Here is a 26986-nt window from a genome sequence, read left to right on the forward strand (position 1 = left end):
TCCCCGCTAAAACCCCTGCCATTCCTCGAAAAGCTTGGCGCTTTAAGAGGTCGGTGGGTGCGGTGAACGCTCCCCCGGCAAGGGAGAAGATTTATGGCCGTCGATACCAAGCCCCTCATGCCCAAGGCGACCGCCGTCTGGCTGGTCGACAACACCTCGCTTACCTTCGAGCAGATCGCCGATTTCTGCGGCCTGCACCCGCTCGAGGTGAAGGGCATCGCCGACGAGGACGTCGCCAAGGGCATCAAGGGCCAGGACCCGGTGTCCTCCGGCCAGCTCACGCGCGAGAGCATCGAGGCGGCGGAGCAGAATCCCAAGCTGCGCCTCAAGATGGCGCCGCCCAAGCACAAGATGCCCAGCGTCAAGCAGAAGAAGGCGCCGCGCTACACGCCGGTCAGCAAGCGCCAGGACAAGCCCGATGCGGTCTATTGGATCCTGCGCAACCATCCCGAATTCGCCGACGCCGACATCATCCGCCTGATCGGCACCACCAAGGCGACGATCCAGAAGATCCGCGAGCGCAGCCATTGGAACGCGACCAACATCAAGGCGGTCGATCCGGTGACGCTGGGGCTTTGCTCGCAGCTCGAACTCGACCTCGCGGTCTCCCGCGCCGGCGCCAAGCGCGACCGGGCGGAGCAGCGCGCGGTCAAGCGCGGCGACACGCTGAAGCCGATCTCCGAGACGGTGTCGGCCGATTCCGCGCCGGAACCCGATGCGCTGGAATTCCCGGCCGACGACGACAGCCCGGGTTAAGCCGCCGCCTGTTCGTCGGCGCCACGCGGGTCGAGCGCGGCTTCGGCCTGGGTCGATTGCGGCGGGATCGGTTCGTAGCGCTCGCGCGATGTCGGCGATGCCGCCTCCTTCATCGTGATGCGGACAAGCGCGAACACCGCCATCGCGGCATGGATCGTCGCCGTGTAGAAGAACAGCGCGCTCGTCCCGAACCAGCCCATCGCCAGCGCCGCCAATGTCGGCCCGCTGACCGAGGCCAGCGAATTGATCATCAGCAGCGTCGCGGAGGTCTCCACGAACTCGTCGCGCGCGATGCGGTCGTTGGTGTGGGCGACCGACAGGCCGTAGAGCGGCAGTGCCATCAGGCCGAACAACCCGATCAGCGGCAGGATCGTCCAGCGATGCGCGCCGCCGAAGGTCGCCAGCGCGACGCCGAGCGCCGCCGCCACGACGCTGACGAAGGCGATGATGTAGCGCCGGTCCATCCGGTCGGAGATGCGCCCGAGCGGCAATTGCACGATGGCGCCGCCGAAGGTGAACACGCTCATGAACACCGCGATCCAGCCCTTGGCCAGGCCGTGCGCGTCGGCATAAACCGGCGCCAGCGTCCACACCGCGCTGTTGGCGAAGCCGACCGCGATGCAGCCCATCACGCCCACCGGCGAGATGCGATAGAGGCGGAGCGGCCGCAGCACCGGCACGGCCGCGGCGTTCGGCTGCGGCAGCCGCGTCAGCCCCATCGGAATCAGGCAGAGCGCATAGAACACCGCCGCCAGGCTGAACAGCGAGAAGCTGGTGGGCCTGGCCGTGCCGGACAGCATCTGGCCCACGATGATCGCCGAGAAATTGACCGTCAGATAGGCAGAGAAGATGCGGCCGCGATTCTCGTTGGTCGCGCGGTCGTTCAGCCAGCTCTCGATCACCATGTAGATGCAGGCCGCCGCCACGCCGAAGGCGCCGCGCAGCAGGATCCAGACGGGTATCGTCACGATCATCGATTGCAGAAGGATGGCGGCGGCCGAAATACCGGCGCCGACGCCGAAGGTCCGGCTGTGCCCGACGCGCGCCAGCAGGCGCGGTCCCAGGAAACAGCCCAGCACGAAGCCGGCGAAATAGAACGAGCCGATGACGCCCAGGGCCAGGTTGGAGAAGCCGCTGGCATGGCCGCGCACCGGAATGAGCACGCCGATCAGGCCGTTGCCCATGATGTAGAGCGCGGTGGAGAACAGGATGGCGCCGACGGCCAGGATTTGCTTGCGCATGGGGCTCTCGCGAGCCTCGCGGTATGACGCGCGATTGTGGCCAAGTCAAAGCAGGGCCGCGTTGCAAAAACGCAAGGCGCGGCGGCTAAATTGGCGATATGCGCCACTCTCCCGCAAGGGGAGGGTGGTTCTTACAGATATTTCAGCGCCACGAAGCCCAGCACGACCAGGACCAGGACCGCGATCAGCACCGCTTCCATGTAACGTTCCAGGAAGGCCTGGGCCTTGTCGCCGAAGACGTAGACCAGGATACCCTCCAGCACGATGAAGCGCAGGCTGCGCGTGATCGCGGAATAGAGCATGAACGCCGCGAAGGGCACGTTGGCGAGGCCGGCGGAGATCGTCACCAGCTTGTAGGGCACCGGCGTCAGGCCCTGGACGACGATCAGATAGGCGTGCTCGCTGTATTTCAGCCGCAGCGCCTCGACCTCGGCCAGCGGGATATGCAGCAGGCCGATCAGCCACACCCCGGCGGTGTCCCAGAACAAGGCGCCGATCGCGTAGCCGAGCATGCCGCCCATCACCGACCAGAAGGTGCACCAGGCCGCCAGCGCCAAGGCGCGCTCGCGATGCGCCAGCATCATCGGCAGCAGCATGACGTCGGGCGGGATCGGGAAAAATGACGCTTCCGCGAAGGCGAAGGCCGCGAGCGCCGCCCAGGCATGGCGGCCGCGCGCGTTCTCCATCATCCAGGCATAGAGGCGGCGTAGGCCGCGCGGCGCGGGTTGGACCTGTTCGGACATCGGATTTCTCTGAGGCGCCCGCATTCCTAGCAATCGCGCCTTGGCCCGTCCATCGCCCGCGCTTGCTGGTTAATGCGGCATTCTTTAGCGTTCGCGCGACTGTGGAAATTCCGGGCGTTCGAAGATGGCCAAGAGCAAAAACAAGAAGAAATCCGTGAAAGCCGCCAAGGCCAAAGCGCCGAAAAAGCGGATCGCGAAGACGGCGGCGAAGAAGAAGCCCGTCGCGAAAAAGGCCGTGGCGAAACCGGCCCAGCCGGTCACGCGCCTGCCCGTCGCCAAGCCGGGGATGCAGCGGCGGCCGAAATCGCTCGTCCGCCGCGCCGTCGAAGGAGCGATGCGCGCCGCGCCGCGGCTCGCCCCGCGCCGCGGCAAATACGACACCGATCTCGACCGCAACCCGGCGAACTACCAGCCGCTGACGCCGCTCTCCTTCCTGGAACGCGCCGCCTATGTCTTTCCCAACTACACCGCGATCATCCACGGACGGCAGACCGTCACCTATGCCGAGTTCTATGCGCGGTCGCGCCGGCTCGCTTCCTCGCTCGCCAAGGCGGGCGTGAAGAAGGGCGACACGGTCGCCGCCATGCTGGCCAACACGCCGCCGATGCTGGAAGCCCATTACGGCGTGCCGATGGCGGGCGGCGTGCTGAACGCGCTGAACACCAGGCTCGATCCCGCCGGGCTGGCCTTCATCCTCGACCATGGCGAGGCGAAGGTCCTGATCACCGACCGCGAATTCGCGGGCGTGATGGCCGAGGCGCTGACGCTCGCCAAGGTGAAGCCCATCGTCATCGACTATGACGATCCGGAATTCCCGCAGACCGGCGCGCGCCTCGGCCATATCGACTACGAGGCCTTCGTCAGCGACGGCGACCCGGATTTCCCCTGGGCCTATCCGGGCGATGAGTGGGACGCGATCTCGCTCAACTACACCTCGGGCACGACGGGCAATCCGAAGGGCGTGGTGTTCCATCACCGCGGCGCGGCGCTGATGGGCTACGGCAATATCCTGGCGGCACGGATGCGGTATCATCCGATCCTTCTGTGGACGCTGCCGATGTTCCACTGCAACGGCTGGTGCTTTCCCTGGTCGCTGTCGGTCGTGGCCGGCACGCATGTCTGCCTGCGCTGGGTGCGCGCCAAGGCGATGTTCGACGCCATCGCCGACCACAAGGTCACGCATCTGTGCGGCGCGCCCATCGTGATGTCGACCTTCGTCAACGCCAAACCGGAAGATCGCCGGCCGCTGCCGCATACGGTGGAGTTCATCACCGCCGCGGCGCCGCCGCCCGAAGCGGTGCTCGCCGCGATGAGCGATGCCGGGTTCAACGTCACCCATGTCTACGGCCTGACCGAGACCTATGGCCCGGCGGTGGTGAACGAGTGGAGCATGGACTGGGACGCGCTCGACAACAGCCACCGCGCGGCGAAGAAGGCGCGCCAGGGCGTGCGCTATCACGCGCTCGACGCGCTGACCGTGATGGATCCCGAGACGATGGAGCCGGTGCCGGCCGACGGCGAGACGATGGGCGAGGTGATGTTCCGCGGCAATGTCGTGATGAAGGGCTATCTGAAGAATCCGACCGCGACCAAGGAAGCCTTCGCGGGCGGCTGGTTCCATTCCGGCGATCTGGGCGTGATGTATCCCGACGGCTATGTGCAGCTCAAGGACCGCTCCAAGGACATCATCATCTCGGGCGGCGAGAACATCTCCTCCATCGAGGTCGAGGACGTGCTGAACAAGCATCCGGCCGTGATGTTCGCCGCCGTGGTCGCCAAGGAGGACGACAAATGGGGCGAGACGCCCTGCGCCTTCGTCGAGCTGAAGCCGGGCTATGAGACCGTCACCGCCGAGGAGCTGCTCGAATATTGCCGCGCCCATCTCGCGCGCTACAAATGCCCGCGCTACATCGTCTTCGTCGAGCTGCCCAAGACCTCCACCGGCAAGATCCAGAAATTCCGGCTGCGGGAGATGACCAAGGAGGTAAGCTGACGGCGGCGGAACCGAATTGGGTACACCTCATCGACGATGCGAAAGTTGCATTACTCAACCTGATGGCCATGCACGAAGTACCCCCGATTCAGTGGGGTTGGTTCGCGCGGCGGTAGTGGGATGCTCGTCCCAACTCTGTCTGGGGAGTGTGCATGTCATCCCGTCGCGTGCCCAAAACCGCCGCCCACGGCGGCGATCTGCTGCAGCGCCTGCAGGACATGCTCTATGAGTATCACGATCTCGGACACTTCGAGGAAGCGCGGCCGCACATCCTCTGGCTGATGGAAATCGCCGAGCGCGAAACGGCAATGGCCGATTCCTGCCCAGCCGTATCCTGATACGCCGAGGCCCGCGCGTTCGCGTCAGGTGCCGCGGCCGCTGCGTTTTTCCTCTTCGTGCAGCTGGGCGTGCTTTTCCTGGAACATGAATTCCTCGATCGCTTCGTGGAATTTGGAGTCCTTGGACCCCTTCATGTCGTTGGTCCGCAGGGTCCGCTCGACCAGATCGAAATCGGGCAGATAGGTCCGATAGGACATCAGCGCGAGCGCGAACAGCACCAGCGCGGCCATCAGATCGGCGAGGCCGAGTTCGGCCGCCGGAGCGCCCCACGGCAGGGCGAGCGCGAGATATTCCAGGATCGCGAGCGAGACCAGGAAGATCGCCGTCGACAGGCCGAGACCGATCAGCCTTGTCCAGGCATGGATCCGCCGGATCCGCCACATCTCGACCTGCATGAAGAATTCCAGATATTGCACGCGCATCGCCATCCAGAACGCCAGCCGCGACCACTTGCGCACCTCGTCGGGCCATTGCTTGAGCAGGTCGTCCTTCTTCAGTTCGAACTTGTCGCGGTCGATGCGGTGGAAGATCAGCGGGATGATGGCGACCAGTTCCTGCAGGCGGGTCTGCAATCCGGTGCGCACATTGCTGCAGGATTTCTCCACGGCATCGCCGTACTCGTTGTTGCTCCAGAACCGATAGATAAAGAACGTCGCGACGGTCAGGACCGCGACGAGGCCGGCAAGGCCCATGCTCAGCAGGCGCAGCATATGGCCGGTCACCGCCATGCCGGGCGGAAAGAAGGCCGCCGGATCGAACGAGACCGCGAAACAGGCGAAGGCGAGGAGCACGATCGCGGACACGAAGGCGCACCAGACGCGGCGCACCCAGACCAGCTGGCTGAAATTCCGCGCGAAGACGTAGCGCAGGCATGAAATCAGGTCGCGGATGTCGCTGTCGCCGATGGTTTGGTTCCGGCCGCCGGGAAAGCGGCGCTTGATCAGGTCCGCCTGGATTTGGAAGAAGCGGGCGGGAATCGCGAGATTGAGGCTGCGGTCGAGCGTGCGCCACCACAGGCCGCGCCGCCAGACGTCGCCCTGCGGCGTCGCCGCATCCTTCTCGCGCCGCTCCACGCCGCCCTCATAGGGAAACATGTCGATCGGATCGTCGAAATATTCGTCGAGCAGCTCGGCCTTGAGCGTGGCCCAGCGCGCCGGATCGCGCACGATCTCGCGATATTCGTCGATCGATCGCGTCCGCGATTTCTGCGGCGCGATTTCGACGAAGCCCCGGTGATCGTCGACCATGAAACCGGAGAATGTCCGGCGCTCCGCTTTGCTCCAGAACAAGCGACGCCCCCTCTGCTTCAATCCCGCCAAGTCCCCGAAGCTTATACGGTTGCAAGGCCCCGTGGCGACATGCGGCGATCATTCGATCCAGAGTGCCGCATTTATGCGACAATCGAAGGCGCGTCCTTCGGCACTTTCCGGGGCTCGCGGCGGCGGCCAAGTTTACCCAAGACAGGCGCCATCGGCGCGCCTTAATCTTCCCGCGTCTGGGAGGGCGGTTCTTGAGCGACGCATCGACACCCCTGGCCAGCCGATACGCGCTGGCGTTCGTTTTCGCGACCATGCTGATCGACACGATCGGGCTGGGCATCATCATCCCGGTGACGCCGGCGATCATCAAAGAACTCACCGGCGAGGAGTTGAGCGGCGCGGCCGGCTGGGGCGGCTGGCTGATGTTCGTCTATGCGCTGATGCAGTTCCTCTGCGCGCCGGCCATCGGAAATCTCAGCGACCGGTTCGGCCGCCGGCCGGTGCTGATCACCTCGCTGGCCGCGCTGGCCGTCGATTACGCCATCACCGGCGCGGCGCCGACCATCGCCTGGCTGTTCGTCGGCCGCGTCCTCTCCGGGATCGCGGGCGCCGCCTATCCGACGGTCAACGCCTATATCGCCGACGTCTCGCCGCCGGAGAAGCGCGCGGCGAATTTCGGATTGACCGGCGCCGCCTTCGGCATCGGCTTCGTGATCGGCCCGGCGATCGGCGGGATCATCGGCGACCATTGGGGCGCGCGGGCGCCGTTCTTCGTCGCGGCCGCGTTCGCGCTGGCCAATGCGCTGTTCGGTCTCGTCGTGCTGAAGGAATCGCTGCCGCCGGAGCGCCGGCGCAAATTCGAGATCTGGCGCGCCCATCCGGCGGGTACGCTGCGCGCCCTGCGCCGCTTTCCCATGATGATGGGGCTGCTCGGCGTCACGATCCTCATGCGGCTGGCGCATGATGCCCTGCCGTCGACCTGGACCTTCTACACGATGCTGAAATTCCATTGGACGGCGGCGCAGGTCGGCTATTCGCTGATGGCGGTCGGCGCTTTCACCGCGTTCTCCTTCGGCGTGCTGCCCCGGCTGATCGTGCCGCGCATCGGCGAGACCCGCGCGGTCTATGTCGGACTGTTCTTCACCGGCCTCGGCTATGCCGGCTATGCGTTCTCGGCCCAGCCCTGGATGCTCTATGCCTGGATGTCGGTGTGGGCGCTGGGCGGCGTCGGCGGGCCGGCGCTGAACGCGATCATGTCCCGCAGCGTGCCCGCCAACGAGCAGGGCGAGTTGATGGGGGCGCTGGCGAGCGCCGGCAGCATCACCTCCATCGTGGCGCCGCTGCTGCTGACGAACCTGTTCGCCTGGTTCACCAGCGGGCGCGCACCGGTCTATTTCCCCGGCGCGTCTTTCGCCGCGGCGGCGCTGTTCGAACTCGGCGCGCTGGCCGTGTTCATGGCGATGCAGCCGCGGCTTCTGGCCCAGCCGGTCGGTGCAGGTCGGACGTGAGAGGGACTAATGAACGCTGTTTCGGAGGCGTTCGAGCTCGTCTTTTATTCGGAGCTTTTCTTTCTTGAGCGCCGCGACCGCCGCCTGATCCCAGTCGGGATGGCCCATCTCGTCGTGGATGCGTTCTTCGAGTTTCTTATGTTTGTCGGACAGTTCCTGGATATGCCCTTGCAGTGCCATGCGTGCACCTCATCTCTTAGGCCACGGAAGTAGATCACTGTCGGGTGGGGCTGTCACGCCCTCTTCCGCCCATGGTCTACTTTCTGTAAACCGGCCCCCATGGCCAAGGTTGCGGAAACCCAGAAAAAAGAACGGCTTGTGGTGGGCATCAGCGGCGCCTCCGGCGTCGCCTATGGCATCAGGCTGCTCGACGCGCTCGCGGAACTGGAGATCGAGTCCCATCTCGTCGTCACCAAGGCGGCCGAGCTGACCATCGCGCTGGAAACCGACCTGAAACCCAAGGCGGTCGCCGCCAAGGCTACCCGCGCCTATGCGCCCGGCGATATCGGCGCGCCGATCGCGTCGGGCACCTTCAGGACCAAGGGGATGATCGTGGCGCCCTGCTCGGTCAGAAGCTGGTCGGAGATCGCCACCGGCGTGACGACCGGCCTTCTGACGCGCGCCGCGGACGTGACGCTGAAGGAACGCCGGCCGCTGATCCTGATGGTGCGCGAGACGCCGCTGCATGCGGGGCATCTGCGGACCCTGGCGCAGCTCGCCGAAATGGGCGCGATCGTGCTGCCCCCGGTGCCGGCGTTCTACGACGAGCCGCACAAGATTTCGGATTTCGTCGACCAGATCGTCGGCCGCGCCCTCGACCTGATGGGCTATGATTGGCCGGCGCATAAGCGCTGGAACGGGGCGCCGAAGACGCGATGAAAACCCAAGTCACACGGCCCGACGAGGTCGCGCTCCGGGCCAAGCTGGCGGAACTCACCCAGGAGCATCGCGACCTCGACAACGCCATCGCCGCGCTGTCCGAGACCGGCGGGCGCGACCAGCTTCAACTGACGCGGCTGAAGAAGCGCAAGCTGCAGCTCAAGGACGAGATCTCGAAGATCAATGATCGGCTGCTGCCGGACATCATCGCGTAGGGCCGCCCGTTCATAGGCCTCGCGGATTTGGTTTGGGGAAAATCGGATCGGGAGGAGGCATCGTGAGCGGCAGAAGAGACTTCAAGCGCATCGCCACCGAGGAAGCCTGGAGCATTCCGGAGATTCCCAAGGCCCAGCTCGAATTGTTGCGCGGCTCGTGCCCGCCGGACGATCCGTCGCTGCGCATGGGCGCGATGTTCGCCTCCTTTGCGGCGCTGCAGGAACAGCTCTGCGACATCGGCGAGGGCCGGATCCGGCGCATGGACGAGCTCGGCATCGACCGCCAGCTTCTGCTGCTGACCGCGCCGGGCGTACAGGTGCTGCACCCGCGCGAAGGCACCGAGCTGGCCGCCTTGTCTAACGACCGGCTGGCCGCGGCCTGCCGGAAATATCCCGATCGCTTCTCTGGCCTCGCCGCCTTTGCGCCGCAGGACGTCAAGGGCGCGGTCGCCGAGATCGAGCGCGGCATGACCGGGCTAGGCCTCAACGGCGCGGTGCTCAATTCGCATACCCAGGGCCATTATCTCGACGAGCCGGCCTTCGAACCGATCCTGGAAGCGCTGGAGCATTTCGACGCCGCGCTCTACATCCATCCGACCAGTCCGCCGGCCAAATGGGTCCATCCTTACGAATTCCGCAGCTTCACCGGCGCCCTTGCCGGCTTCTCCCACGAGGTGTGGATGCACACGATGGGGCTGATCTTTTCCGGCGCCTTCGACCGCCATCCCAAGCTCAGGCTGGTCATCGGCCATGCGGGCGAGGCGATGCCGCTGCTGCTCTATCGCTTCGACTGGATGCAATCCAACGCCGACGGGCGGCCGGGCCTGCGCGGCGGCCAGCCCGCCGTGAAGCTCAAGCACAAGGTCTCGCACTATTTCCGCAACAACATCTGGATCACCACCAGCGGCGTCGCCTGGGCGCCGGCGATCAAGTTCTGTCAGGAGGTGCTGGGTCCCGACCGCGTGCTTTACGCGATGGACTATCCCTATCAGGTGTCGGCGGACGAGGTCGCGACCTACGACGCGCTCGACATACCGCTCGAGCACAAGCGCATGCTGATGCAGACCAACGCCGAGCACGTCTTCCGCCTGCCGCCGCTGGGGTGACCGAGCGTTGCCGACGCTGGTCGCGAATTGAAAATTCATCCTACTTTGTCATCCGCCGCGAGTTCGTAGCGACAGCGTACGAACGGCGGACCCAGGTGACGCTTGGGCGGTGCGGGTGTCACCTGGGTGGCCCGCATTCGCGGGCCATGACAACCTTTTGCGTGATTTGAAGCACCAACTGTGGCGCTACCGCGCGCTTCTCTTATGCGCGTACATCGCCTCGTCGGCGCGGGCCATCGCGACGTCGGCGTCGTCGCCGGCTTTGAGCTCGAACGCGCCATAGGCGAAGCTGATCGGGATCGACTGGCCGTGCCATTGGGTCGGCGAGGCCCGCAGCCGCTCCGCCAGGATGTCGGCCTTCCTGTGCGCCTGTTCCTGGTCGGCGTGGCTGAGCAGCACGCCGAACTCGTCGCCGCCGAGGCGGCCGACGCAGTCGCTGTCGCGGACATTGGCGGAGAGCACGGCGGCGAAGTTCTTGAGCACCGCGTCGCCGCCGGCATGGCCGTTCGAATCGTTGATCGCCTTGAAACCGTTCAGGTCGAAATAGATCAGGCTCGCCGGCGTGCCGTAGCGCCCGGCGAAGGCGATGTAGCGCGTCAGCTCGCGCACGAAGGCGCGGCGGTTGAGCAGCGGCGGCACCAGATGGTCCTGATCGGCGTTCTTCTCCGCCTCGTCGAGCCGCGCCATGGTGGCGGCGAGCTCGCGGCGCAGATTGTCGACCTCGCCCATCAGGGTGACGATGGCGTCGCGCACGCGCGGGGTGAATTCGCTTTCCGGAATGCCGAGCACGCTGGCGGTCGCGCCGATGGTGGCGGTGCTTACCGGCTCGGCGACGGCGGACTGGCGCGCATAGGCCGCGGCGCCGACCGACCGCGCGCTCCTCGATGATCCCGTCCGCTCGATCTTCATGATCGACCCCAATCGGCCATTCTGGCGGCAAAAACAATACTAAGATCGCTTTAACAATTCGTTTATGAAACCGACCAAAAGGTAAACGAGTGGCAAACGGCCTCTTTTCCTCAAGGTTTGCCGCCCTATACTCCGGCGCTTCCCGGCAGGTGATTTGCCGGCCTACCCCAGGGGAAGCATGCCCGCCAAACCACTCGTCGGCCTGATCATGGGAAGCCAGTCCGACTGGCCGACGCTCAAGCCTGCCTCCGAGATCCTGAAAAACCTCGGCGTAGCGCATGAGAGCCGGATCGTCTCCGCCCATCGCACCCCCGACCGGATGAGCGCCTATGCCAAGCGGGCGGCGGGGCGCGGCCTGAAGGTGATCATCGCCGGGGCCGGCGGGGCGGCGCATCTGCCGGGCATGACGGCCTCGATGACGACGCTCCCGGTCCTGGGCGTGCCGGTCGAATCCAAGGCGCTGAAGGGCTTGGACAGCCTGCTCTCCATCGTGCAGATGCCGGGCGGCGTGCCGGTCGCGACCTTCGCCATCGGCGAGGCCGGCGCGAAGAACGCGGCGCTGCACGCCGCCGCGATCCTGGCGCTGAGCGACAAGGCGCTGGCCAAGCGGCTGGCGGCCTGGCGTGCGAAGCAGACCGACGCCGTGGCACGCGCGCCGTCCGACAAATGAGCGCGATAAAGACATTGGCGGCGGCCGTTCCGCCGGGCGGCACGGTCGGGATTCTCGGCGGCGGGCAGCTTGGCCGGATGCTGGCGCTGGCGGCGGCGCGGCTGGGCCTGAAGACGCGGGTGTTCTGCGACGATCCGAAATCGCCGGCGTCGCAGGTGTGCGACGCGCACACGGTCGGCAAGTTCGAGGACCTCGACGCGGTGGGCGCGTTCGCCGCGACCTGCGATGTCGTGACCTTCGAGTTCGAGAACATTCCGGCGGCGACCATCGCGCATATCGCGGGGATCGTCCCGGTGAATCCCGGTGCCAAGGCGCTTGGCATCACGCAGGACCGCTTCGACGAAAAGCGGTTCGTCGAAAGCTGCGCCTTGACGACGTCGCAATACCTCGCCGTGGGCAGCAGCGACGGCGCCGCCACGGCATTCACGGTGCTGGGGCGGCCCGGCGTGCTGAAGACCCGGCGCATGGGCTATGACGGCAAGGGTCAGGCGAAGGTTGCGACCGCGGCGGAATGCGCGGCGGCGTTCGACAGCTTCCGCGGCGCGCCTTCGATCCTGGAAGGCTTCGTCGATTTCGCCTTCGAAGCCTCGGTCGTGGCGGCGCGCGGCGCCGATGGCGGCTTCGCGGCGTTCGATCCGCCGGAGAACGGCCACGAAAACCACATCCTGCGGCGGTCTACGGTTCCGGGACGGCTGACGCCGGCGCAGAGCGCGGACGCCAAAATGATCGCGCGCAGAATCGCGGTTGCGCTCGACTATGTCGGCGTGCTGGCGGTGGAATTGTTCGTGCTGAAGGACGGCACGCTCCTGGTCAACGAGATCGCGCCCCGGGTGCACAATTCGGGTCACTGGACCATCGAGGCCTGCGCCGTCAGCCAGTTCGAGCAGCATGTCCGCGCGGTATGCGGCTGGCCGCTGGGCGATCCGGCGCGCCACGCCGACGCGGTGATGGAGAACATCATCGGCGCCGAGGCCGATGCCTGGGAACGCTATGCTCGGCGGGCCGGGGCGCTGCACCTCTACGGCAAGGGCGAGGCGCGGCCGGGCCGCAAGATGGGACACTTCACCACGCTGAGCCCGTTGACGAAGCGCTGAGCGCCCCATAGGGTCCGCCGCCATGAAAATGACGCTGAAGCGCAAGACGAAGACGACGAAGCCGGCCACGGCTTCGGAGCTTGCGCGCGCGTAAAACCCTCACGCATCGCCTGGTCCGAAGCTCCGCCGAAAGCGGGGCTTTTTTGTTTCTGGAGAAACCGATGAAGAAGAATCCCACCATTGCCATCGTCGGCGCCACCGGCGCGGTCGGCGCCGAATTTATCGGCTGCCTTGAGGCGCGCAACTTCCCGGTGGGCACGCTGAAGGCGCTGGCCAGCGCGCGTTCGGCCGGCAGGACGCTGGGCTTTCGGGGCGAGACGATCGTCGTCGAGGCGTTGACGGAGAAATCTTTCGACGGCGTCGACATCGCGCTGTTCTCGGCCGGCGGCGGCATCTCGCGCGCATTCGCGCCGGTGGCGGTGAAGGCGGGCGCGGTGGTGGTCGACAATTCCTCGGCCTTCCGGATGGATCCCGACGTGCCGCTGGTGATCCCGGAGATCAACGCGCGCCGCATCCAGGAGCACAAGGGCATCATCGCCAATCCGAACTGCTCGGCGATCACCGCGCTGGTGCCGCTGTGGCCGATCCATCGCAAGAACCGCATCAAGCGCGTGATCCTGTCGACCTATCAGGCGGCGAGCGGCGCCGGCGCGGCGGCGATGCAGGAGCTGGTGGATTCCACCCGCGCCTATCTCGACGGCAAGCCGTTCGCGCCCAAGGTTCTGCCGCATCCCTATGCCTTCAACGTGTTCAACCACAACACGGCGATCGATCCCGACACCGGCTACAACGACGAAGAGACCAAGGTCATCAAGGAGACCAGGAAGATCTTCGAGGACGACGCCATCGCCATCGGCGTGACCTGCGTGCGCGTGCCGGTGCTGCGCGCCCATAGCGAAGCCATCACCTTCGAATGCGAGAACCCGATCACCGAAGACGAAGTGCGGGCGATCCTGTCGGATGCGCCGGGCGTGAAGATCGTCGACGACCGGGCGAAGAATTATTTCCCGATGCCGCTCGATGCCAGCGGCCAGGGCGACATCCTCGTCGGGCGCATCCGCAGGGATTTGAGCGATCCGACGGGACATTCGATCGCGATGTTCGTCGCCGGCGACCAGCTTCTCAAGGGCGCGGCGCTGAACGCGGTGCAGATCGCGGAGTATCTGCTCTAAGCGACTTGCGGGACCAGCGTATTCAAATCCGTGTCGGCCAGGGTCTGTGACGCTTTCAGCACTTCGATGGCAACCACGCGCCCCGATGCATCGAGATCGAACATGACCCCTGGGCGCACCTCGTCGGTTTCAACGATGGCCTGATCGGAAAAGGTCAAGTACAGCGCATCGGTCTCGGGATCGAAGTGTATCTTCACAGCATCACCCACGCCGCGTGTTCAACGTCGCGAGCACATCCGCAAGCGATGGCAGCCGGCTCAGCGCCTCCTTCGCCTGCGCCTTGAATTTCTCGAATTGCATCACGTTCTCGATGCGGTCGGCGAGGAATTTCGCGGTCTCGCTCTCGTCCGCGCTGGTGTCGGTGAACCAGCGCATCATCGTGGCGGTGTAGACGCCGGCCAGGATCGTGCGCTTGGTATAGAAATTGAAATCCGTCGCGGTGTCGCCGACGGCGCGCCACATCGCGTCCGCCGTGCGCCAGACCAGCTTCGCGCCGAGCGCCGCGTGCGGCGGCAGCGTGAGGAAGGCGGCGGCCCGCCGCGCGGCTTCCTTGTGCGGGCGCAGCGCCTCGATGCGGGCCATCACGGCGGCGACGATGCGGGCGCGGATCTTCATTGCCTTCAAGTCCATCGCGGCCAGATGCTTTTCCATGGCCGCGTCGGCGTCTTCCGAGAACGCCTCGACCAGACCGAGCGCGCCTTCGGGGAAGAGCCGCGCCAGCCTGTCCTTGGCGACGCCGGCCTCCTTGGCCGCGTTCGCCAGTGTCTTGTCGGTGAAGCCGTCGAACACGATGTGCGGCAGCGCCGCCGCGAGCACCTTGGCCTTCAAGGCGGAATCGTCGAGCGGTTTCTTGCGCGGCGCCATGGCGGCCTTCGAAAAACGGACGCCGGCAGTATCGGCGCCTCGCGGGCAAAAGTCAGCAGCGGCGTCAGCCGCCCGACGTCCAATGTTTCGCTTCGCTCTCGAAGATCAGCTTGCCGAGGTCGGTCATGCGGCTGGGATAGAGCCGCCCGTCGAGATGATCGCATTCGTGCTGCACGACGCGGGCGTGGAAGCCCTTGGCGGCGCGCGACACGACGCGGCCATCGAGGTCGTGGCCGCGATAGCGGATGTGGAAAGGCCGCTCGACGTAGCCGCGCAGCCCCGGCACCGACAGGCAGCCCTCCCAGCCGCCGTCCAGCTCGGGTCCGACGATCTCGATCTGCGGGTTGATCAGCACGGTCAGGGGCGCGGTGTGGTCGAAGCGCTCGGCCTCCGACAGGCCCGGATCGCTGCGCCCCTCGGGCGCCTGGAACACCACCACGCGCAGGGGGACATGCACCTGGGGCGCGGCGAGGCCGGCGCCGTTGGCGTCGATCATGGTCTCGATCATGTCGGAGATGAGGCGGCGGATTTCCGGCGCCCCCGGATTGGCGACGGGTTGCGCCATTTGGGCGAGGACGGGATGGCCCATCCGGGCAATTTTTAAAATAGCCATATTTTTCAAACACTTACCTAAGTTTCGGCAATATAATTGTTTTCGACTTCGCGATTCTGAGGCTTTTTCCGCCGATCGCAACCGCTTTGCGGCCCCGGGGTCCGAAGTAGGAATGCAACGGCCGTCGCGCAAGGGCGGTGGACAGGCCTGGGGCCTTCTGATATCACCCGCGCCTCCCAAAAACGGGCCCCAAGGAGCGGAATTTGCAGATCATCGTTCGCGACAACAACATCGACCAGGCGCTGAAGGCGCTGAAGAAGAAGATGCAGCGCGAAGGCATCTTCCGCGAGATGAAGCTTCGGGGCCATTACGAGAAGCCGAGCGAGAAGCGCGCCCGCGAGCGGGCCGAGGCGATCCGCCGCTATCGCAAGCTGCAGCGCAAGCGCCTGCAGCGCGAGGGCCTCTTGCCGCGCTGAGCGGGACGGCGATACGAATTCGAAAAAGCCGCCGGGCCGTCCGGCGGCTTTTTTGTTGGAAGGGACATCGCGACATGACCGACATCTCCGACCGCGTGCGGATCGAGGACATCAAGATCCTCTCCGACAATTGGTATGTGCTGCGGAAGGTCACGTTCTCGTGGCGGCGCAATGACGGTAGCTGGCAGAAGAGCGAGCGCGAGGCCTATGACCGCGGCAATGGCGCGGCGATCCTGCTCTACGACCGGGCGCGGCGCACGGTGGTGCTGACGCGGCAGTTCCGCATGCCGGCCTATCTCAACGGCTATCGCGAGATGCTGATCGAGGCGGCGGCGGGATTGCTGGACGACGCCTCGCCGGAAGACCGCATCCGCGCCGAGACCGAGGAGGAGACCGGCTATCGCGTGCGCGACGTCGTCAAGCTGTTCGCGCTGTTCATGAGCCCCGGCTCGGTGACGGAGAAGCTGCATCTGTTCGCGGCCGAATACGATCCGAAGGACAAGGCGGGCGCCGGCGGCGGCAAAGAGGACGAGGGCGAGGACATCGACGTGCTCGAACTCTCCTTCGACACGGCGATGGCGATGGTCGAAGACGGCCGCATCTGCGACGCCAAGACCGTGGTCTTGCTGCAATGGGCGGCGGCGAAGGTGTTCGCGCCGAAGGCCTGAGCCTTCTATCTCGCGCGCGCCGACGCCCGCGCCAGCCGCGGCAATTCGAAATAGGCGCGAAAGAAGATCAGTCCGCTGGCCAGGGCCGCGAAGGAACACCAGACCGAGAACAGCGTGAAGTAGAAGAACCCCGCCGACACGATCAGCCCCACCAGGACGGCGATGCCGAGCAGACGAAGCGTCCGGACGGTCGACAAGAGCAACGGCGCGCAGGTGCACAGGCAGTACAGCGCTCCGGCCCAGAGCGGAAACGTCCTGCCATTCGAATAGGCGATACTGTGGCCGGCGATATGCGCCGCATAGGGGTGGCGAACCATCTCGCCGAGATAGAACGCGGAAAAGATCAGTCCGGCCACCAGAAGACAGCCCATCAGCGCGCGCCGCGTGCCGTGGCCCTCGAGCGACAGCGCCGCCAGAGGTGCAAGGCTGGGCCAGACGACGAGCGCCACGAAAACGAAGGCATCGGCGAGCGAGGCGTCCAAAGCGAGATGCGCGCCGCCGGGAAGGGTGAGCCATATGGCTCCCTCGATGGCCTGCTGCACCGCGAAGAGAAGCGGAAATCCGGCGAGGATCGATTCGGGACCGCCCTCGACCTTGGGCAGAACCGCCGCGCCGGCCGCCGCGTTGATCCCCGCCGCGATGAAGCTGCCCGTCGCCGAAAAGCACATGTCAGCCTCGCTGCCCCACGGCTCGGCCTATGCGCGATAACGGGATGCAGGACCGCCGGGGAGCGACGCTACGCCCAACGATCAACCCCGCGCAACCGGAAGAGAGCCGAACACAATCGGTCCCGACGATGCGCATCGCCATCGATGCGCCGTATTGATGCCCGTTATTTCTCCGCGATCGCGGCGTCGCTCCAGCCGCCGCCGAGCGCCTGGTAGAGCGTGACGGCGGCGGTGAGGCGGTCGGAATCGACCTGGACCAAAGCGAGGTCCGCCGCCAGCAGGCCGCGCTCGGCATCGAGCTGGTCGAGCAGGGGCGAATAGCCGGAGCGGTAGCGGCTGGTGGCAAGCCGCAGCGCGCGCGCCAGCACATCGCGCTGGGCGGCGATCGAGGCTTCCTGCTCCCGCAGGCGCCGCAGCGCGGCCAGCGAATCCTCGACCTCGCGGAACGCGGTGAGCGCGGTCTTGCGATAGGCGAACGCCGCCTGGTCGCGCCGCGCCGCGACCGTCTCCTGCTGCGCGTCGAGACGGCCGAAGTCCAGGATCGGTCCCAGGATGCCGCCGCCGAGGGTGAAGACCCCGACCGGACTGGAGATCAGCGTCGAGCCGACAAGGCCGCCCTCGGCGGACAGCCGCACATCGGGCATGAAGGCGGCGCGCGCGGAATCGAGCGCATGATCGGCGGCGACAAGCTGTTCCTCGGCGGCGATCACGTCGGGCCGCCGGCGCAACAGCGCGGCCGGCACCGCCGCCGGCACGCCGGGCAGCACGATCTTGTCCAGTTCGGCGCCGCGCTCGATGGCGCGCGGATTGTCGCCGAGCAGAAGACTGAGCCCGTCTTCCTGGCGCGCGATCGCCAGTTGCACGGCCGGGATCTGCTGCTCGGCGGTGCGGTAATCGGCTTCGGTCTGCGCCAGATCGAGCTGCGAGGCATAGCCCGCCTGGGCGCGGCGGCGCGCGATGCGCAGCGAATCGGCGCGCGCCGCGAGCGTCTTGCGCAGCACGTCGAGCCGCGCGTCGAGCGCGCGCAACGCGATATAGCCGCTCGCCGCCGAGGCCGCGACGGCGAGGCGGACATTGTCCCGCGCCGCCTCGCTCGACAGCAATTGCGCCCGCGCCGCCTCGCTCGCCTCGGACAGCCGGCCGAACAGGTCCAGGTCGTAGGCGATCGAGACCTCGCCCTGCCCCGCCGTCTGGTTCTCCGGAATGCCGAAGCCGGGATTGACGTCGCGCTGGCGCCCGCCCTCCGCGGCACCGGTGACGTCGGGCCAGCGTTGCGCCTGCGCATAGTGGAACTGGCCGCGCGCCTCCGCGACGCGCTGGACGGCGATCGCGACATCGACATTATGGGCCAGCGCGGTCTCGACCACGCGGGTCAGCGCCGGATCGCCGAAGGCCTGCCACCAGGCGGCGTTCACCTCGCCCGGCGCCGCGCCGGGATCGACGCGCCAGGCAGCCGGCGCGGTGACGGCGGCCTCGGGCGGCACCTCGGGCCGCGGGCCGGCGCAGGCCGCGAGCAGCGCGAGCGAAAAGATGGCGGCGCGCTTCATGGGCCGCCGCTGGTGTCGATGCGGGTTTCCACCGACATGCCCGGACTGAGGCGCTCGAAGCCCGGCTGGTCCGGATCGAGCACGATGCGCACGCCGATGCGCTGCGGCACTTTCACGAAATTGCCCGTCGCATTGTCGGGCTTCAGCACCGCGAATTCGGAGCCCGTCGCGGGCGACAGCCGGTCGACATGGCCAAAAAAGCGCATGCCGTTCAGCGCGTCGACGCGGAACGTCGCCGGTTCGCCGGGCGCGATATGCGCGGTCTGGCCTTCCTCGTAATTGGCGATCACCCAGCGGTCGCGCGGCACCAGCGAGAACAATTGCGTGCCGTTGGTGACGTATTGGCCGAGCCGCACGCCGACCTCGCCGAGCTGGCCGGCTTCCGGGGCGCGGATGACGGTGTGTTCGAGGTCGATCTCGGCGAGCCGCAATTGCGCCCGGGCGGCCTCGACCTGCGCCTTCAACCCGTCGCGCCCGACATCGACGGTGCGCACGTCCTGCACCGCGATCTGTCCGCCGGCCTGCGCCTGGGCGAGGGCGGCGCGCGTCTGGTCGCGCTCGCGGATCGAGACCGAGCCGTCGCTGACCAGATCGTTGACCCGCGCCATGTCGGCCTGGGCGCGCTGGAGCTGGGCCTGCGCATTGGCGAGGGCGGCGAGGCGGGCGGCATGCGCCTGGTCGCTGTTGGCGAGCGCGGCGACGGCGGCGGCGAGCGCCGCCACCGCCTGGGCGACGCGGGCGCGATAGATGCTGTCGTCGATCTGGACCAGCACCTGGCCGGGGGCGACATGGTCGTAGTCGTGAACCGGCACGGCGGCGACATAGCCGCTCACCTGCGGCGCGATCACGGTGGTGCGGCCGCGCACATAGGCGTTGTCGGTGACCGCGACGCCGGCGCCGAAGGGCCAGAAGCCCCAGGCCCAGAGGATCGCGAGAACCCCGATGACGGCCAACACGGCGATCGCCGCCGTCGTGCGCGTATCGCGCAGCGGCGGGCGCCACACCGGCGCCGGCGGCGGCGGAACTGTTTCGGTCTGTCCGGTAGCGCTCATGCTTCGACCATTGCCTCGTGTCGTCTTCGCCTTGCACCCGTGGCTATCAGATATCCGAGATAAAGCGCCGTCGCGAGCGAGAGCCACATCACGAGGCGGAATACGTCGTTGTAGGCCAGCGTGTTCGCCTCGTTCGCCAGCGAGCGGCCGAGAAGGCCGGCGCCCTGCGCGCCGCGCAGCGCCGGATCGGCCAGCACGCCGGACAGCGCGGCGCCGCCGCCCTGGATGCGCCCCGCCACCAGCGGGTTGGCGGCCATCATGTCGTCGGACAGCGGCGCGGCATGCGACTTGGCATAGATGACCTGGGCGGAGCCGAGGAACGCCGAGCCCGCGAGGCCGCCGATATTCTGCGTCATGCTGAACACCACGATCAGGCTGACCAGATGGGTGGGGCCGCGCCGCAGCATCTGGATGAAGCCATAGGCCAGCGTCGGGCCGATGAACAGCGTGGTGCCGAAGCCGATCAGCGACTGGCTGAGATAGAGCTGCTGCGGCCGCGTGATGCTGGTGGAATAGCCGTCGAGCCAGGCGCCGAGCGCGATGATCAGCGCCGCGACCAGGACCTGATAGGGCAGCCGCTGCTCCGACAGCGTCGCGCAGGCGACGGCCGCGCCGAGCACCATGGAGACGAGGACATAGAGGAACAACGTATGAAGCTGGTCGTTGGTCAGCCCGCCCGAAGTGAGGAAGCCGACCGAGCCATAGGTCTGTTCGGCCAGCGCGAGACGCACCAGCAGCGCCACCGCGATGAAGCGCAGGATGTCGCGGCTGCCGAGCCAGGTGGTCTGGATGAGCGGCCGCTCGCGATTGTGCTCGATGGCGACGGCGATGGCGACCAGGGGTATGGCGCAGACCAGCGACCAGCCGAGCCAGGCCCGGTCGGCCCACCACAGGAGCCGCCCCTCGCCCAAAACGATGCAGATCAGCAGGAACGCCGGCACCATCAGGCCGATGGTGACGAAATCGAGCGGCTCGAACGCCTTGCTGCGCTCGCTGGGCGGCAGCGGCACGGCCAGGATCGCGGCGGCGATGAGGAGCGGCGCGGCGAGTTCGATCAGCGACAGGCCGTGCCAGTGGTCGGTCGTCAGGACGTCCAGCGGAACGAGCCGCGCCAGCGGCGTGCCGAGCTGGGTGAGGCTGATGCCGATCACCAAGGCGAGCGGCCGGAGCGGCACCGGCATGATCTGGATCAGGTAGTAGATCGTCAGCGTGGTGAGACCGGCCGCCATGACGCCGCAGGTCGCGCGCGTCGCGATGGCGGCGGCATAGCTCGGCGCGACGAGCTGGACCAAGGCGGCCAGGGCATAGATGCCCAGAAGCACCAGCGTGACCTCGGGAATGCCGAATTTGGCGCGGGCGCGCACCAAGGTGAGATTGGCGGTCGCGTTCATCGCGATATACAGAGCGGGCAATACGCTCACCTGCGCCAGGGTCAGGCCGAGCGAACCGGCCAGATTGCCGGCATTCACGTTCACCAGCGCATTGGTGAAGGTCGCGGCGCAGCCGATGAGCGCGCCGACGCAGGCATAGGCGACGCGGCGGCCGACCGAAAGGCTCGGCGTGAAGGCCGAGCCGGGAAACATCGGCCGCTCGGTCGGCTTGAACTGATAGTCCATATCGGCCGCGCTCACGCGTCCCTCTCCTGCGGCCCAACCGTCCGAACTTGCCTTGATCCGAAGAGACAGACAAGCGCGTCCATCCGCCGAAACGGGCACGAATTTGCACAAGCTGGCGGCGATTTGCGCGAAGTGCGGCCGCCCTTACCAAGGCACGACCGGCCGATCCTGCCAAACTTCGTTTCGCGAGGGACGAGGAATATCTCTTCCGGGACAATGCGTCCTACTATGCGACAGCTCGGCCTGGCGAAGCAGGCGGGCGCAAAGCACGACGTTAGTGGCGACTCTGAGGTTCGCACCACTCGGTGTCATCCGCCGCGAATGCGGCGGACCCAGGTGAAATCGGCGCCGCCACAGCAGGTTTCACCTGGGTGGCCCGCATTCGCGGGCCATGACATCGATGTTGCGATCGCCGCTACGCCGTCGCGGCTTTCGGCTGGGGGGCAAGGATTTCGCGCTTCGCCTTGGCGAACATCTCCTTCGCCGCCGGGCGGTCGTTGATGCGGCGGAGCCAGTCCATGATGCGCGGCGTGTCCTTGTCGTTCACCGTGTCGGAAAAGCCGCGCTCCATGCCGTTGGCGATGGCGAAGTTGCAGATGTCGGCCAAGGTGTAGTCGGGACCCGCCAGCCAGGGGCTCTCGGCCAGCCGCCCTTCCAGCCGCGCGATCGAGACGCGGACCTTGCGCATCTCCTCCTCCAGGATCTCCTTGGGAAAGCCGTTGCGGGCGTTGCGCCATTTGGTGACCTGCTCGGGGATCGGAATGTGCTTCATCTTCTCCTCGAACTCCTCGTCGGAGATGGCGCGCGCCATCGGGCCGATCGCCCGCTCCCAGCCGATGGTCGAGACGCACCAGCAGAAATATTCGTCGACCCATTTGGTCCACACCCGCATCTGCGCGATCAGATAGGGATCCTTCGGCCGCAGCGGCTTCACGTCGGGGAAGACGTCTTCGAGGTATTCGCAGATCACCGTCGATTCGGTGATGATCTTGCCGTCGTGGTCGAGCGCCGGCACCTGGCCGCGCGGATTGATCTTCTTGAACCAGGCCTCGTGATGCTCGAACACCGCCGGATTGAGGAAGTGCGGGTTGAAGGGCAGGCCCTTCTCGTAAAGCGCCAGCATGGGCTTCAACGAATTGGCGCCGGGGCCGAAGCTGTAGAGCGTGAGCATGGGTCGTCTCCTGTGTTTTTTTTGATCAGAAGTCCTCGGCCGGGACCTTGGTCTGGGTGTCGTAGATCGGGTTGTACATCAGCGAGCCGAACTGCTTGACCAGCGCGGCGCGGGCCACATTGGGCTTCTCGTCGGGGATGGCGCGCAACAGCGCTTCGTTGCGCGCGACGATGCCGCCCTTGAATTCCGGATGGCTCATGATGAAGAGATCGTTGCGCAATATGCCGCGCAGCACGCGCTTGCCGACTTCCTCCGTCGTCATGAACAGGCTGGTGTCGTAGCCGGGCCCAGGCCGCGCGTCGCGCTGGCCGGGGATGTTGGTCGCGGCGGTCTGGTTCTGCAGATGCGCCGGCCGCACCTCATGCGTCGTCAGGCCGAGGCTGGTCTGCACCGGACCGGGGAAGAACACCGAGGCGCCGATGGCGGTGCCCTTCAGGTCGGTGGCCAGCGATTCCATCATGCCGGCGACGGCGAATTTGGACGTGCAGTAGAGCCCCGCGCCGCCGACCGCCGAGAAGCCGCCGGTGGACGATGTGGTGACGACGTGGCCTTCCTCGCCATGTGCCAGCATGCGCGGCAGCAAGGTGACGAGGCCGTTGACCACGCCGCCGATATTGACCGAGAGGTTGAAGTCCCAGTCCTTATACGTCGCCGCCTGCATCGGGCCGAGCACACCGACGCCGGCGTTGAGCGCCAGCACATGGACCTTGCCGAAATGGCGCTCGGCCTCGTCGGCCGCCTCGACCCAGCGGGCGCGGTCGGTGACGTCGAGCAGCACCGGCTGCACCGCGAGATTGGTATTGTCGAATTTCTTCATCGCCTCGGCGAGGGCGACCTCGCGCACATCGGCGATGATGACTTTCATGCCGGCCTCGGCGAACACCGTCGCCATGCCGAGGCCCATGCCGCTCGCGCCGCCGGTGATGAAGGCGGTCTTGCCGCTGACGTCTTTCATGACTTGGCTTGCTCCTTGTTGAACACCCGCGCGCGATCCGCCGCCCAGGCCTGCAGCGCTTCGGTGCGCTTTTTCGCGCCTTCGGGATCGGCTTCCATCGGCAGCACGGAGTCGACGATGGCGTCGAAATGCTTGCGCAGCCCCTCCTTCGCCTCGGGATAGGGGATGATGTAGAGCTGGTTGGCCTCGATGCCGCGCTTGACATGGCCGGCGAGCTCGACCGGCTCCATGCCGTGAATGTAGATCGAGTGCAGCGAGGCGATCGACGCCTCGTCCTCGACATAGCCGGACTTGCCGAATTTGGCCGGGCGGATGCGGACGGCCTCCGCGATGTTCGACTTGATGTTGGCCGGGCACAGCACCGAGACGCCGATGCCGTATTTCTCCAGCGACATGCGGTAGCCTTCCATCAGATTGATCACCGCCGCCTTGGCCGCCGAATAGGGCGCGGCCAGCGCGCTGCCCTGCAGGCCGCCGAGAGACGACACGGTCACGATATGCGCGGGCTTGCCACGCCTGATCATGCGCGGCACGAAAGTGACCATGCCGTTGATCACGCCGCCGAGATTGACGCCGATCAGCCAGTCGAAATCGTCATAGGTCGAGTTCTCCACGGGGCCGAAACTGTTCACCCCGGCGGTGTTGAACAGCAGCGTCGGCGGGCCGCCGAACACTTTTTCGACTTCGTCGGCGGCGCGGGCATAAGCGGCGCGGTCGGTGATGTCGAGCACGATGCCATGCGCGGCGATGCCGTCCTTCTTGAGATCGGCCAGCGCCTTCTCCACCGCCGGCGCGCGCACATCGGCGATCACGATCTTCGCGCCGGCGCGGCCGAACACTGTCGCCTGGCCGAAGCCGGCGCCCGAGGCGCCGCCGGTGATGAAGGCGATCTGATCCTTGAAGTCCTTCACTTCCGTCTCCCCGAATGTTTTCGGGCGCGATCCTGCAAGATCGCTTCGGCTGCCGCCCTCGCCGGGGCGAACTAGCTATGTCCGATAGGCGAACTCGCCGTCAGGTGCGCCGCAACAATCCGCGCAGCAGCGCGCCGAGCGAGGGCGGCCGCTCGGTGGTGAGCACATGCTTGGCGAAGACGCGGCCGGTCCACAGCACCATCAGCACCGTCGTCGCCAGCGCCAGCGCCAACGCGCCCCAAAGCTGCCAGGCGGGCGGATGCGAGGCGATGCGCAGCATCATGAAGAACGGCGTGTAGAGCGGGATCCAGGTCAGCGCGGTGGCGAAGGTGCCGTTGGGATCGTGCATCACGCCGCCGATCATCACATTGGGCAGCATCAGGATCAGCATGGCGGGCCCGAGCAGGGACTGCGCGTCGGCGAGGCTCGCCGCCATCGAGCCGATGGCGAGGAACAACGAGCCGTAGATCAGAAGCCCGCAGAGGAAGAAGACGAGCAGGAAGGGCAGCGTGTCGATCCCGGCGATCGCCTTCAGCGAGGCGAAGACCAGCGTCACCGTGTCGTGACTCGCCAGCGCCATCAGCACGAACAGGACCAGCGCCCAGATCACGAGCGTCGTCAGCGCCACGGCGATGACGCCGATCAGCTTGCCCGAGGTGATCTCGCGCGGCGTGGCGCAGGACAGCAGCACCTCGATCATGCGGGTGGATTTCTCCTCGACCACACCTTGCAGCAAGACCGAGGAATTCATCACCGAAACGACGAACAGGATGATGGCGAGCGCGATGGGCACGATGGAGGCATAGGGCGAAGCGCGGGCGCCGTCGCGGCTGGGATCGTGGCTTTGGAGCGTGACATTCGCATCCAGGATCGCGGCATCCGTCAGCTGCGGCGCGTAGACGTGGATGGCTTTCAACTGGAGAGCGCGCGCAAGTGCGGTCTGGATGAAATCGCGAAACTCGGGATCGGAGCGATCTTCGCTCCAGAAGCCGGCGACATCGATGCCGTCCTTGCCGAAATCTTCCGGGATTACGATTACGGAATCGAGATGCGGCGTGTCATCGAAACCGGGTGCGGATTGCGTGGCGAAGGCATGGCGGACGGCCGCGGGAAAGGTCGGCCCAAAGGAGCGCCCGAGATCGTTCGGGGGATCGATATAGGTGAGGTCATAAGACGGCTCGAAGAATGCCCCGGCACCTGGGTTGGCAGCCTGTCGCAAAGCATCCAGAACCGCGAATTCGCCGTCGCCGGTACAGGTGCGTGTGTTGGATGCGCCTCCGGCGGTGGCCGCTGGCGCTCCGTTGCTGTTCAGCGCCTGGAAGGCGGCGACGGCGCCCGGCGCGTCCGGATCGCGCAACAACGCGGCGATGTGCGGCGCGACGCGCGCGAGCTTTGCCATGTCGGCATTGGCGGCGGCGTAGCGCGCCAGCGCCTGAACGTGCTTCCTTTGGTACCGGCGTTCGGCGGCGCAGAACAACGCGTCGCGATATGCACCGCCACTGCGATCGACGACGGTGAAGACATGCACCTTGGACCCGCTCCCGCCGGTCCATTGCGGCACGAAGATCACGACCATGATCCACAGCGGGAACATCAGGATCGAGATAAGGAAGCCGCGCCGCGTGACGTATTTGATGAACTCCTGCCGCGCGATGAGAAAGACGTGCCTCATGCCGCCTCGCTTTGCGGATGCGGACCGACCAGGCTGACGAAGACCTCGTGCAGGCCGGGCGGCGCGACGTCGAAATGGGTGAGCGGCACGGAGCGCGCGAAACAGGCGGCGAGCAAGGCGCGGCCGTCATCGCCCTCCGTCAGGTCGAGCGTCCACCAGGGCTGGCCCGGCGAAGGCGGCGTGGCGCGTTCGACGCCGGGCACGCTCGCCAGAAAGCTCAGATCGGCGTCGGCGCCGATGCGGGCGCGGCGCGGCAAGAGCCCGCGCGCTTCGTCCAGCGTGCCTTCGAACACCTTTTTGCCCTTGGCGAGCACCAGCAGCCGGTCGCAGAGCCGCTCGGCATGCTGCATCGTATGGGTGGAGAACAGGATCGTCTTGCCCTCGCCCGCGAGGCGGCGGATGAAGGCTTCGAGTTCGCTCTGGTTGACGGGGTCGAGGCCACTGAACGGCTCGTCGAGGATGACGAATTCGGGATCGTGCGCGATGGCGGCCAGCACCTGGACCTTCTGCGCCATGCCCTTGGACAATCCTTCGATGCGGACGCGGGCGAAATCGCCGAGGCCGAAATCGGCCAGCAGCACGCGGGCGCGGGCCAGCGCCGCCGCGCCGTTCATGCCCTTCAGCGTCGCGATGTAGGCGATGGCGGCGTCGGCGCGCATGCGCTTGTAGAGGCCGCGCTCCTCAGGGAGATAGCCGATGCGCTCGCGCACCTGCGCGATATCGCGGCCGAGCACGCGGATCGTGCCCTCGTCCGGCGGGAAGATGCCCAGCATCATGCGCAGCGTCGTGGTCTTGCCCGCGCCATTGGGGCCGAGGAAGCCGAGGATCGAGCCCCTGGCGAGGCTGAAGGACAGATCGCTCACGGCGGTGAAATCGCCGAAACGCTTGGTGACGTGGGAGAGCTCGACGATGGGCGTGGTCACGGCGACGTCCCTTGGATCGCGCAGAC

The 26986-nt window shown here is 66.6% G+C and carries 29 protein-coding genes; 12 read left to right on the plus strand and 17 right to left on the minus strand.

Annotated elements, in window-relative coordinates; genetic code table 11:
• Positions 1–93 precede the first annotated feature (93 nt).
• Positions 94–756, plus strand: coding sequence for a cell cycle transcriptional regulator TrcR (locus tag WDM86_08270; protein ID MEI9990017.1), 663 nt, complete (start codon positions 94–96; stop codon positions 754–756).
• Here the strand turns inward: WDM86_08270 and WDM86_08275 are convergent.
• Both WDM86_08275 and WDM86_08280 read right to left on the minus strand, forming a co-directional pair.
• On the minus strand, positions 753–1997 hold the full coding sequence (locus tag WDM86_08275) for an MFS transporter (GenBank protein MEI9990018.1): 1245 nt from the start codon (positions 1995–1997) through the stop codon (positions 753–755). The genes WDM86_08270 and WDM86_08275 overlap by 4 nt on opposite strands.
• A gap of 131 nt (positions 1998–2128) precedes the next feature.
• Entirely contained in the window at positions 2129–2740 is a 612-nt protein-coding gene (locus tag WDM86_08280; protein ID MEI9990019.1) for a hypothetical protein, read from the minus strand.
• A gap of 124 nt (positions 2741–2864) precedes the next feature.
• Between WDM86_08280 and WDM86_08285 the strand changes: the two genes are divergently transcribed.
• Positions 2865–4733, plus strand: coding sequence for an acyl-CoA synthetase (locus tag WDM86_08285; GenBank protein MEI9990020.1), 1869 nt, complete (start codon positions 2865–2867; stop codon positions 4731–4733).
• Positions 4734–4885: 152 nt separating this feature from the next.
• The gene (locus WDM86_08290; protein ID MEI9990021.1) at positions 4886–5071 is read left to right on the plus strand and encodes a hypothetical protein; all 186 of its coding nucleotides are present in this window, start codon (positions 4886–4888) and stop codon (positions 5069–5071) included.
• Positions 5072–5095: 24 nt separating this feature from the next.
• Here WDM86_08290 and WDM86_08295 read toward each other — a convergent pair whose 3' ends face one another.
• Positions 5096–6361, minus strand: a complete 1266-nt coding sequence (locus WDM86_08295; GenBank protein ID MEI9990022.1) for a hypothetical protein — start codon at positions 6359–6361, stop codon at positions 5096–5098.
• 221 nt (positions 6362–6582) lie between these two features.
• Between WDM86_08295 and WDM86_08300 the strand changes: the two genes are divergently transcribed.
• Positions 6583–7839, plus strand: a complete 1257-nt coding sequence (locus WDM86_08300; protein MEI9990023.1) for a TCR/Tet family MFS transporter — start codon at positions 6583–6585, stop codon at positions 7837–7839.
• A 6-nt stretch (positions 7840–7845) separates the two neighbouring features.
• Here WDM86_08300 and WDM86_08305 read toward each other — a convergent pair whose 3' ends face one another.
• The gene (locus WDM86_08305) at positions 7846–8019 is read right to left on the minus strand and encodes a DUF465 domain-containing protein (GenBank protein MEI9990024.1); all 174 of its coding nucleotides are present in this window, start codon (positions 8017–8019) and stop codon (positions 7846–7848) included.
• A gap of 99 nt (positions 8020–8118) precedes the next feature.
• On the opposite strand from WDM86_08305, the gene WDM86_08310 reads away from it, so the two are divergent.
• The 3 genes from WDM86_08310 to WDM86_08320 all read left to right on the plus strand — a co-directional run bounded on the left by WDM86_08310 (position 8119) and on the right by WDM86_08320 (position 10039).
• On the plus strand, positions 8119–8718 hold the full coding sequence (locus WDM86_08310) for a UbiX family flavin prenyltransferase (protein ID MEI9990025.1): 600 nt from the start codon (positions 8119–8121) through the stop codon (positions 8716–8718).
• Positions 8715–8933: a DUF465 domain-containing protein gene (locus WDM86_08315; GenBank protein MEI9990026.1), complete on the plus strand. Its 219-nt coding sequence runs from the start codon at positions 8715–8717 to the stop codon at positions 8931–8933. Before WDM86_08310 ends, WDM86_08315 begins: the two co-directional genes overlap by 4 nt.
• Before the next feature lie 62 nt (positions 8934–8995).
• The gene (locus WDM86_08320) at positions 8996–10039 is read left to right on the plus strand and encodes an amidohydrolase family protein (protein ID MEI9990027.1); all 1044 of its coding nucleotides are present in this window, start codon (positions 8996–8998) and stop codon (positions 10037–10039) included.
• A gap of 186 nt (positions 10040–10225) precedes the next feature.
• On the opposite strand, the gene WDM86_08325 is transcribed toward WDM86_08320, so the two are convergent.
• A complete protein-coding gene (locus WDM86_08325; protein ID MEI9990028.1) occupies positions 10226–10948 on the minus strand; it encodes a GGDEF domain-containing protein in 723 nt (240 codons plus the stop codon).
• A gap of 178 nt (positions 10949–11126) precedes the next feature.
• Between WDM86_08325 and purE the strand changes: the two genes are divergently transcribed.
• From purE to WDM86_08340, 3 genes are all read left to right on the plus strand, one after another.
• Positions 11127–11618 carry a 5-(carboxyamino)imidazole ribonucleotide mutase gene (gene purE / locus WDM86_08330; GenBank protein ID MEI9990029.1) on the plus strand — a complete coding sequence of 164 codons (492 nt, stop codon included), beginning with the start codon at positions 11127–11129 and terminating at the stop codon, positions 11616–11618.
• The gene (locus WDM86_08335) at positions 11615–12712 is read left to right on the plus strand and encodes a 5-(carboxyamino)imidazole ribonucleotide synthase (GenBank protein ID MEI9990030.1); all 1098 of its coding nucleotides are present in this window, start codon (positions 11615–11617) and stop codon (positions 12710–12712) included. Before purE ends, WDM86_08335 begins: the two co-directional genes overlap by 4 nt.
• A gap of 161 nt (positions 12713–12873) precedes the next feature.
• Entirely contained in the window at positions 12874–13884 is a 1011-nt protein-coding gene (locus tag WDM86_08340) for an aspartate-semialdehyde dehydrogenase (GenBank protein ID MEI9990031.1), read from the plus strand.
• Here the strand turns inward: WDM86_08340 and WDM86_08345 are convergent.
• The 3 genes from WDM86_08345 to def form a co-directional block, all read right to left on the minus strand.
• Positions 13881–14081, minus strand: coding sequence for a DUF2283 domain-containing protein (locus WDM86_08345; protein ID MEI9990032.1), 201 nt, complete (start codon positions 14079–14081; stop codon positions 13881–13883). The genes WDM86_08340 and WDM86_08345 overlap by 4 nt on opposite strands.
• Positions 14082–14085: 4 nt before the next feature.
• Complete coding sequence (locus WDM86_08350; GenBank protein ID MEI9990033.1) at positions 14086–14748, minus strand: COQ9 family protein; 663 nt, start codon at positions 14746–14748, stop codon at positions 14086–14088.
• 64 nt (positions 14749–14812) lie between these two features.
• Positions 14813–15361, minus strand: coding sequence for a peptide deformylase (def, locus tag WDM86_08355; GenBank protein ID MEI9990034.1), 549 nt, complete (start codon positions 15359–15361; stop codon positions 14813–14815).
• A 203-nt stretch (positions 15362–15564) separates the two neighbouring features.
• Between def and rpsU the strand changes: the two genes are divergently transcribed.
• Together rpsU and WDM86_08365 are read left to right on the plus strand one after the other, a co-directional pair.
• Complete coding sequence (rpsU, locus tag WDM86_08360) at positions 15565–15777, plus strand: 30S ribosomal protein S21 (protein MEI9990035.1); 213 nt, start codon at positions 15565–15567, stop codon at positions 15775–15777.
• A gap of 74 nt (positions 15778–15851) precedes the next feature.
• On the plus strand, positions 15852–16445 hold the full coding sequence (locus WDM86_08365) for an NUDIX domain-containing protein (protein MEI9990036.1): 594 nt from the start codon (positions 15852–15854) through the stop codon (positions 16443–16445).
• Positions 16446–16450: 5 nt separating this feature from the next.
• Here WDM86_08365 and WDM86_08370 read toward each other — a convergent pair whose 3' ends face one another.
• The 9 genes from WDM86_08370 to WDM86_08410 form a co-directional block, all read right to left on the minus strand.
• Positions 16451–17113, minus strand: a complete 663-nt coding sequence (locus WDM86_08370) for a DUF6629 family protein (protein MEI9990037.1) — start codon at positions 17111–17113, stop codon at positions 16451–16453.
• Positions 17114–17277: 164 nt separating this feature from the next.
• A complete protein-coding gene (locus WDM86_08375; protein ID MEI9990038.1) occupies positions 17278–18660 on the minus strand; it encodes an efflux transporter outer membrane subunit in 1383 nt (460 codons plus the stop codon).
• Positions 18657–19712 (minus strand): HlyD family secretion protein, encoded by a 1056-nt coding sequence (locus tag WDM86_08380; protein MEI9990039.1) that lies wholly within the window; start codon positions 19710–19712, stop codon positions 18657–18659. Before WDM86_08380 ends, WDM86_08375 begins: the two co-directional genes overlap by 4 nt.
• Positions 19709–21343 (minus strand): hypothetical protein, encoded by a 1635-nt coding sequence (locus WDM86_08385; protein MEI9990040.1) that lies wholly within the window; start codon positions 21341–21343, stop codon positions 19709–19711. The genes WDM86_08380 and WDM86_08385 overlap by 4 nt, the downstream gene beginning before the upstream one ends.
• Positions 21344–21743: 400 nt before the next feature.
• A complete protein-coding gene (locus tag WDM86_08390; GenBank protein ID MEI9990041.1) occupies positions 21744–22499 on the minus strand; it encodes a glutathione S-transferase family protein in 756 nt (251 codons plus the stop codon).
• A gap of 25 nt (positions 22500–22524) precedes the next feature.
• Complete coding sequence (locus WDM86_08395) at positions 22525–23454, minus strand: SDR family NAD(P)-dependent oxidoreductase (GenBank protein MEI9990042.1); 930 nt, start codon at positions 23452–23454, stop codon at positions 22525–22527.
• On the minus strand, positions 23451–24365 hold the full coding sequence (locus WDM86_08400; GenBank protein ID MEI9990043.1) for an SDR family NAD(P)-dependent oxidoreductase: 915 nt from the start codon (positions 24363–24365) through the stop codon (positions 23451–23453). Before WDM86_08400 ends, WDM86_08395 begins: the two co-directional genes overlap by 4 nt.
• A gap of 100 nt (positions 24366–24465) precedes the next feature.
• Entirely contained in the window at positions 24466–26037 is a 1572-nt protein-coding gene (locus WDM86_08405) for an ABC transporter permease (protein MEI9990044.1), read from the minus strand.
• Positions 26034–26960 carry an ATP-binding cassette domain-containing protein gene (locus tag WDM86_08410; protein MEI9990045.1) on the minus strand — a complete coding sequence of 309 codons (927 nt, stop codon included), beginning with the start codon at positions 26958–26960 and terminating at the stop codon, positions 26034–26036. The genes WDM86_08405 and WDM86_08410 overlap by 4 nt, the downstream gene beginning before the upstream one ends.
• Positions 26961–26986: the final 26 nt, after the last annotated feature.

This window comes from Rhizomicrobium sp., from assembly GCA_037200045.1.
Classification (GTDB): Bacteria; Pseudomonadota; Alphaproteobacteria; order Micropepsales; family Micropepsaceae; genus Rhizomicrobium.

Excerpts from the sequence above, each read along its gene's own strand:
- WDM86_08270 (MEI9990017.1), top strand. The coding sequence starts at position 94 with ATGGCCGTCGATACCAAGCCCCTCATGCCCAAGGCGACCGCCGTCTGG.
- WDM86_08275 (MEI9990018.1), bottom strand. The coding sequence starts at position 1,997 with ATGCGCAAGCAAATCCTGGCCGTCGGCGCCATCCTGTTCTCCACCGCG.
- WDM86_08280 (MEI9990019.1), bottom strand. The coding sequence starts at position 2,740 with ATGTCCGAACAGGTCCAACCCGCGCCGCGCGGCCTACGCCGCCTCTAT.
- WDM86_08285 (MEI9990020.1), top strand. The coding sequence starts at position 2,865 with ATGGCCAAGAGCAAAAACAAGAAGAAATCCGTGAAAGCCGCCAAGGCC.
- WDM86_08290 (MEI9990021.1), top strand. The coding sequence starts at position 4,886 with ATGTCATCCCGTCGCGTGCCCAAAACCGCCGCCCACGGCGGCGATCTG.
- WDM86_08305 (MEI9990024.1), bottom strand. The coding sequence starts at position 8,019 with ATGGCACTGCAAGGGCATATCCAGGAACTGTCCGACAAACATAAGAAA.
- WDM86_08310 (MEI9990025.1), top strand. The coding sequence starts at position 8,119 with ATGGCCAAGGTTGCGGAAACCCAGAAAAAAGAACGGCTTGTGGTGGGC.
- WDM86_08315 (MEI9990026.1), top strand. The coding sequence starts at position 8,715 with ATGAAAACCCAAGTCACACGGCCCGACGAGGTCGCGCTCCGGGCCAAG.
- WDM86_08325 (MEI9990028.1), bottom strand. The coding sequence starts at position 10,948 with ATGAAGATCGAGCGGACGGGATCATCGAGGAGCGCGCGGTCGGTCGGC.
- purE (MEI9990029.1), top strand. The coding sequence starts at position 11,127 with ATGCCCGCCAAACCACTCGTCGGCCTGATCATGGGAAGCCAGTCCGAC.
- WDM86_08335 (MEI9990030.1), top strand. The coding sequence starts at position 11,615 with ATGAGCGCGATAAAGACATTGGCGGCGGCCGTTCCGCCGGGCGGCACG.
- WDM86_08340 (MEI9990031.1), top strand. The coding sequence starts at position 12,874 with ATGAAGAAGAATCCCACCATTGCCATCGTCGGCGCCACCGGCGCGGTC.
- WDM86_08350 (MEI9990033.1), bottom strand. The coding sequence starts at position 14,748 with ATGGCGCCGCGCAAGAAACCGCTCGACGATTCCGCCTTGAAGGCCAAG.
- def (MEI9990034.1), bottom strand. The coding sequence starts at position 15,361 with ATGGCTATTTTAAAAATTGCCCGGATGGGCCATCCCGTCCTCGCCCAA.
- WDM86_08365 (MEI9990036.1), top strand. The coding sequence starts at position 15,852 with ATGACCGACATCTCCGACCGCGTGCGGATCGAGGACATCAAGATCCTC.
- WDM86_08370 (MEI9990037.1), bottom strand. The coding sequence starts at position 17,113 with ATGTGCTTTTCGGCGACGGGCAGCTTCATCGCGGCGGGGATCAACGCG.
- WDM86_08375 (MEI9990038.1), bottom strand. The coding sequence starts at position 18,660 with ATGAAGCGCGCCGCCATCTTTTCGCTCGCGCTGCTCGCGGCCTGCGCC.
- WDM86_08380 (MEI9990039.1), bottom strand. The coding sequence starts at position 19,712 with ATGAGCGCTACCGGACAGACCGAAACAGTTCCGCCGCCGCCGGCGCCG.
- WDM86_08390 (MEI9990041.1), bottom strand. The coding sequence starts at position 22,499 with ATGCTCACGCTCTACAGCTTCGGCCCCGGCGCCAATTCGTTGAAGCCC.
- WDM86_08395 (MEI9990042.1), bottom strand. The coding sequence starts at position 23,454 with ATGAAAGACGTCAGCGGCAAGACCGCCTTCATCACCGGCGGCGCGAGC.
- WDM86_08405 (MEI9990044.1), bottom strand. The coding sequence starts at position 26,037 with ATGAGGCACGTCTTTCTCATCGCGCGGCAGGAGTTCATCAAATACGTC.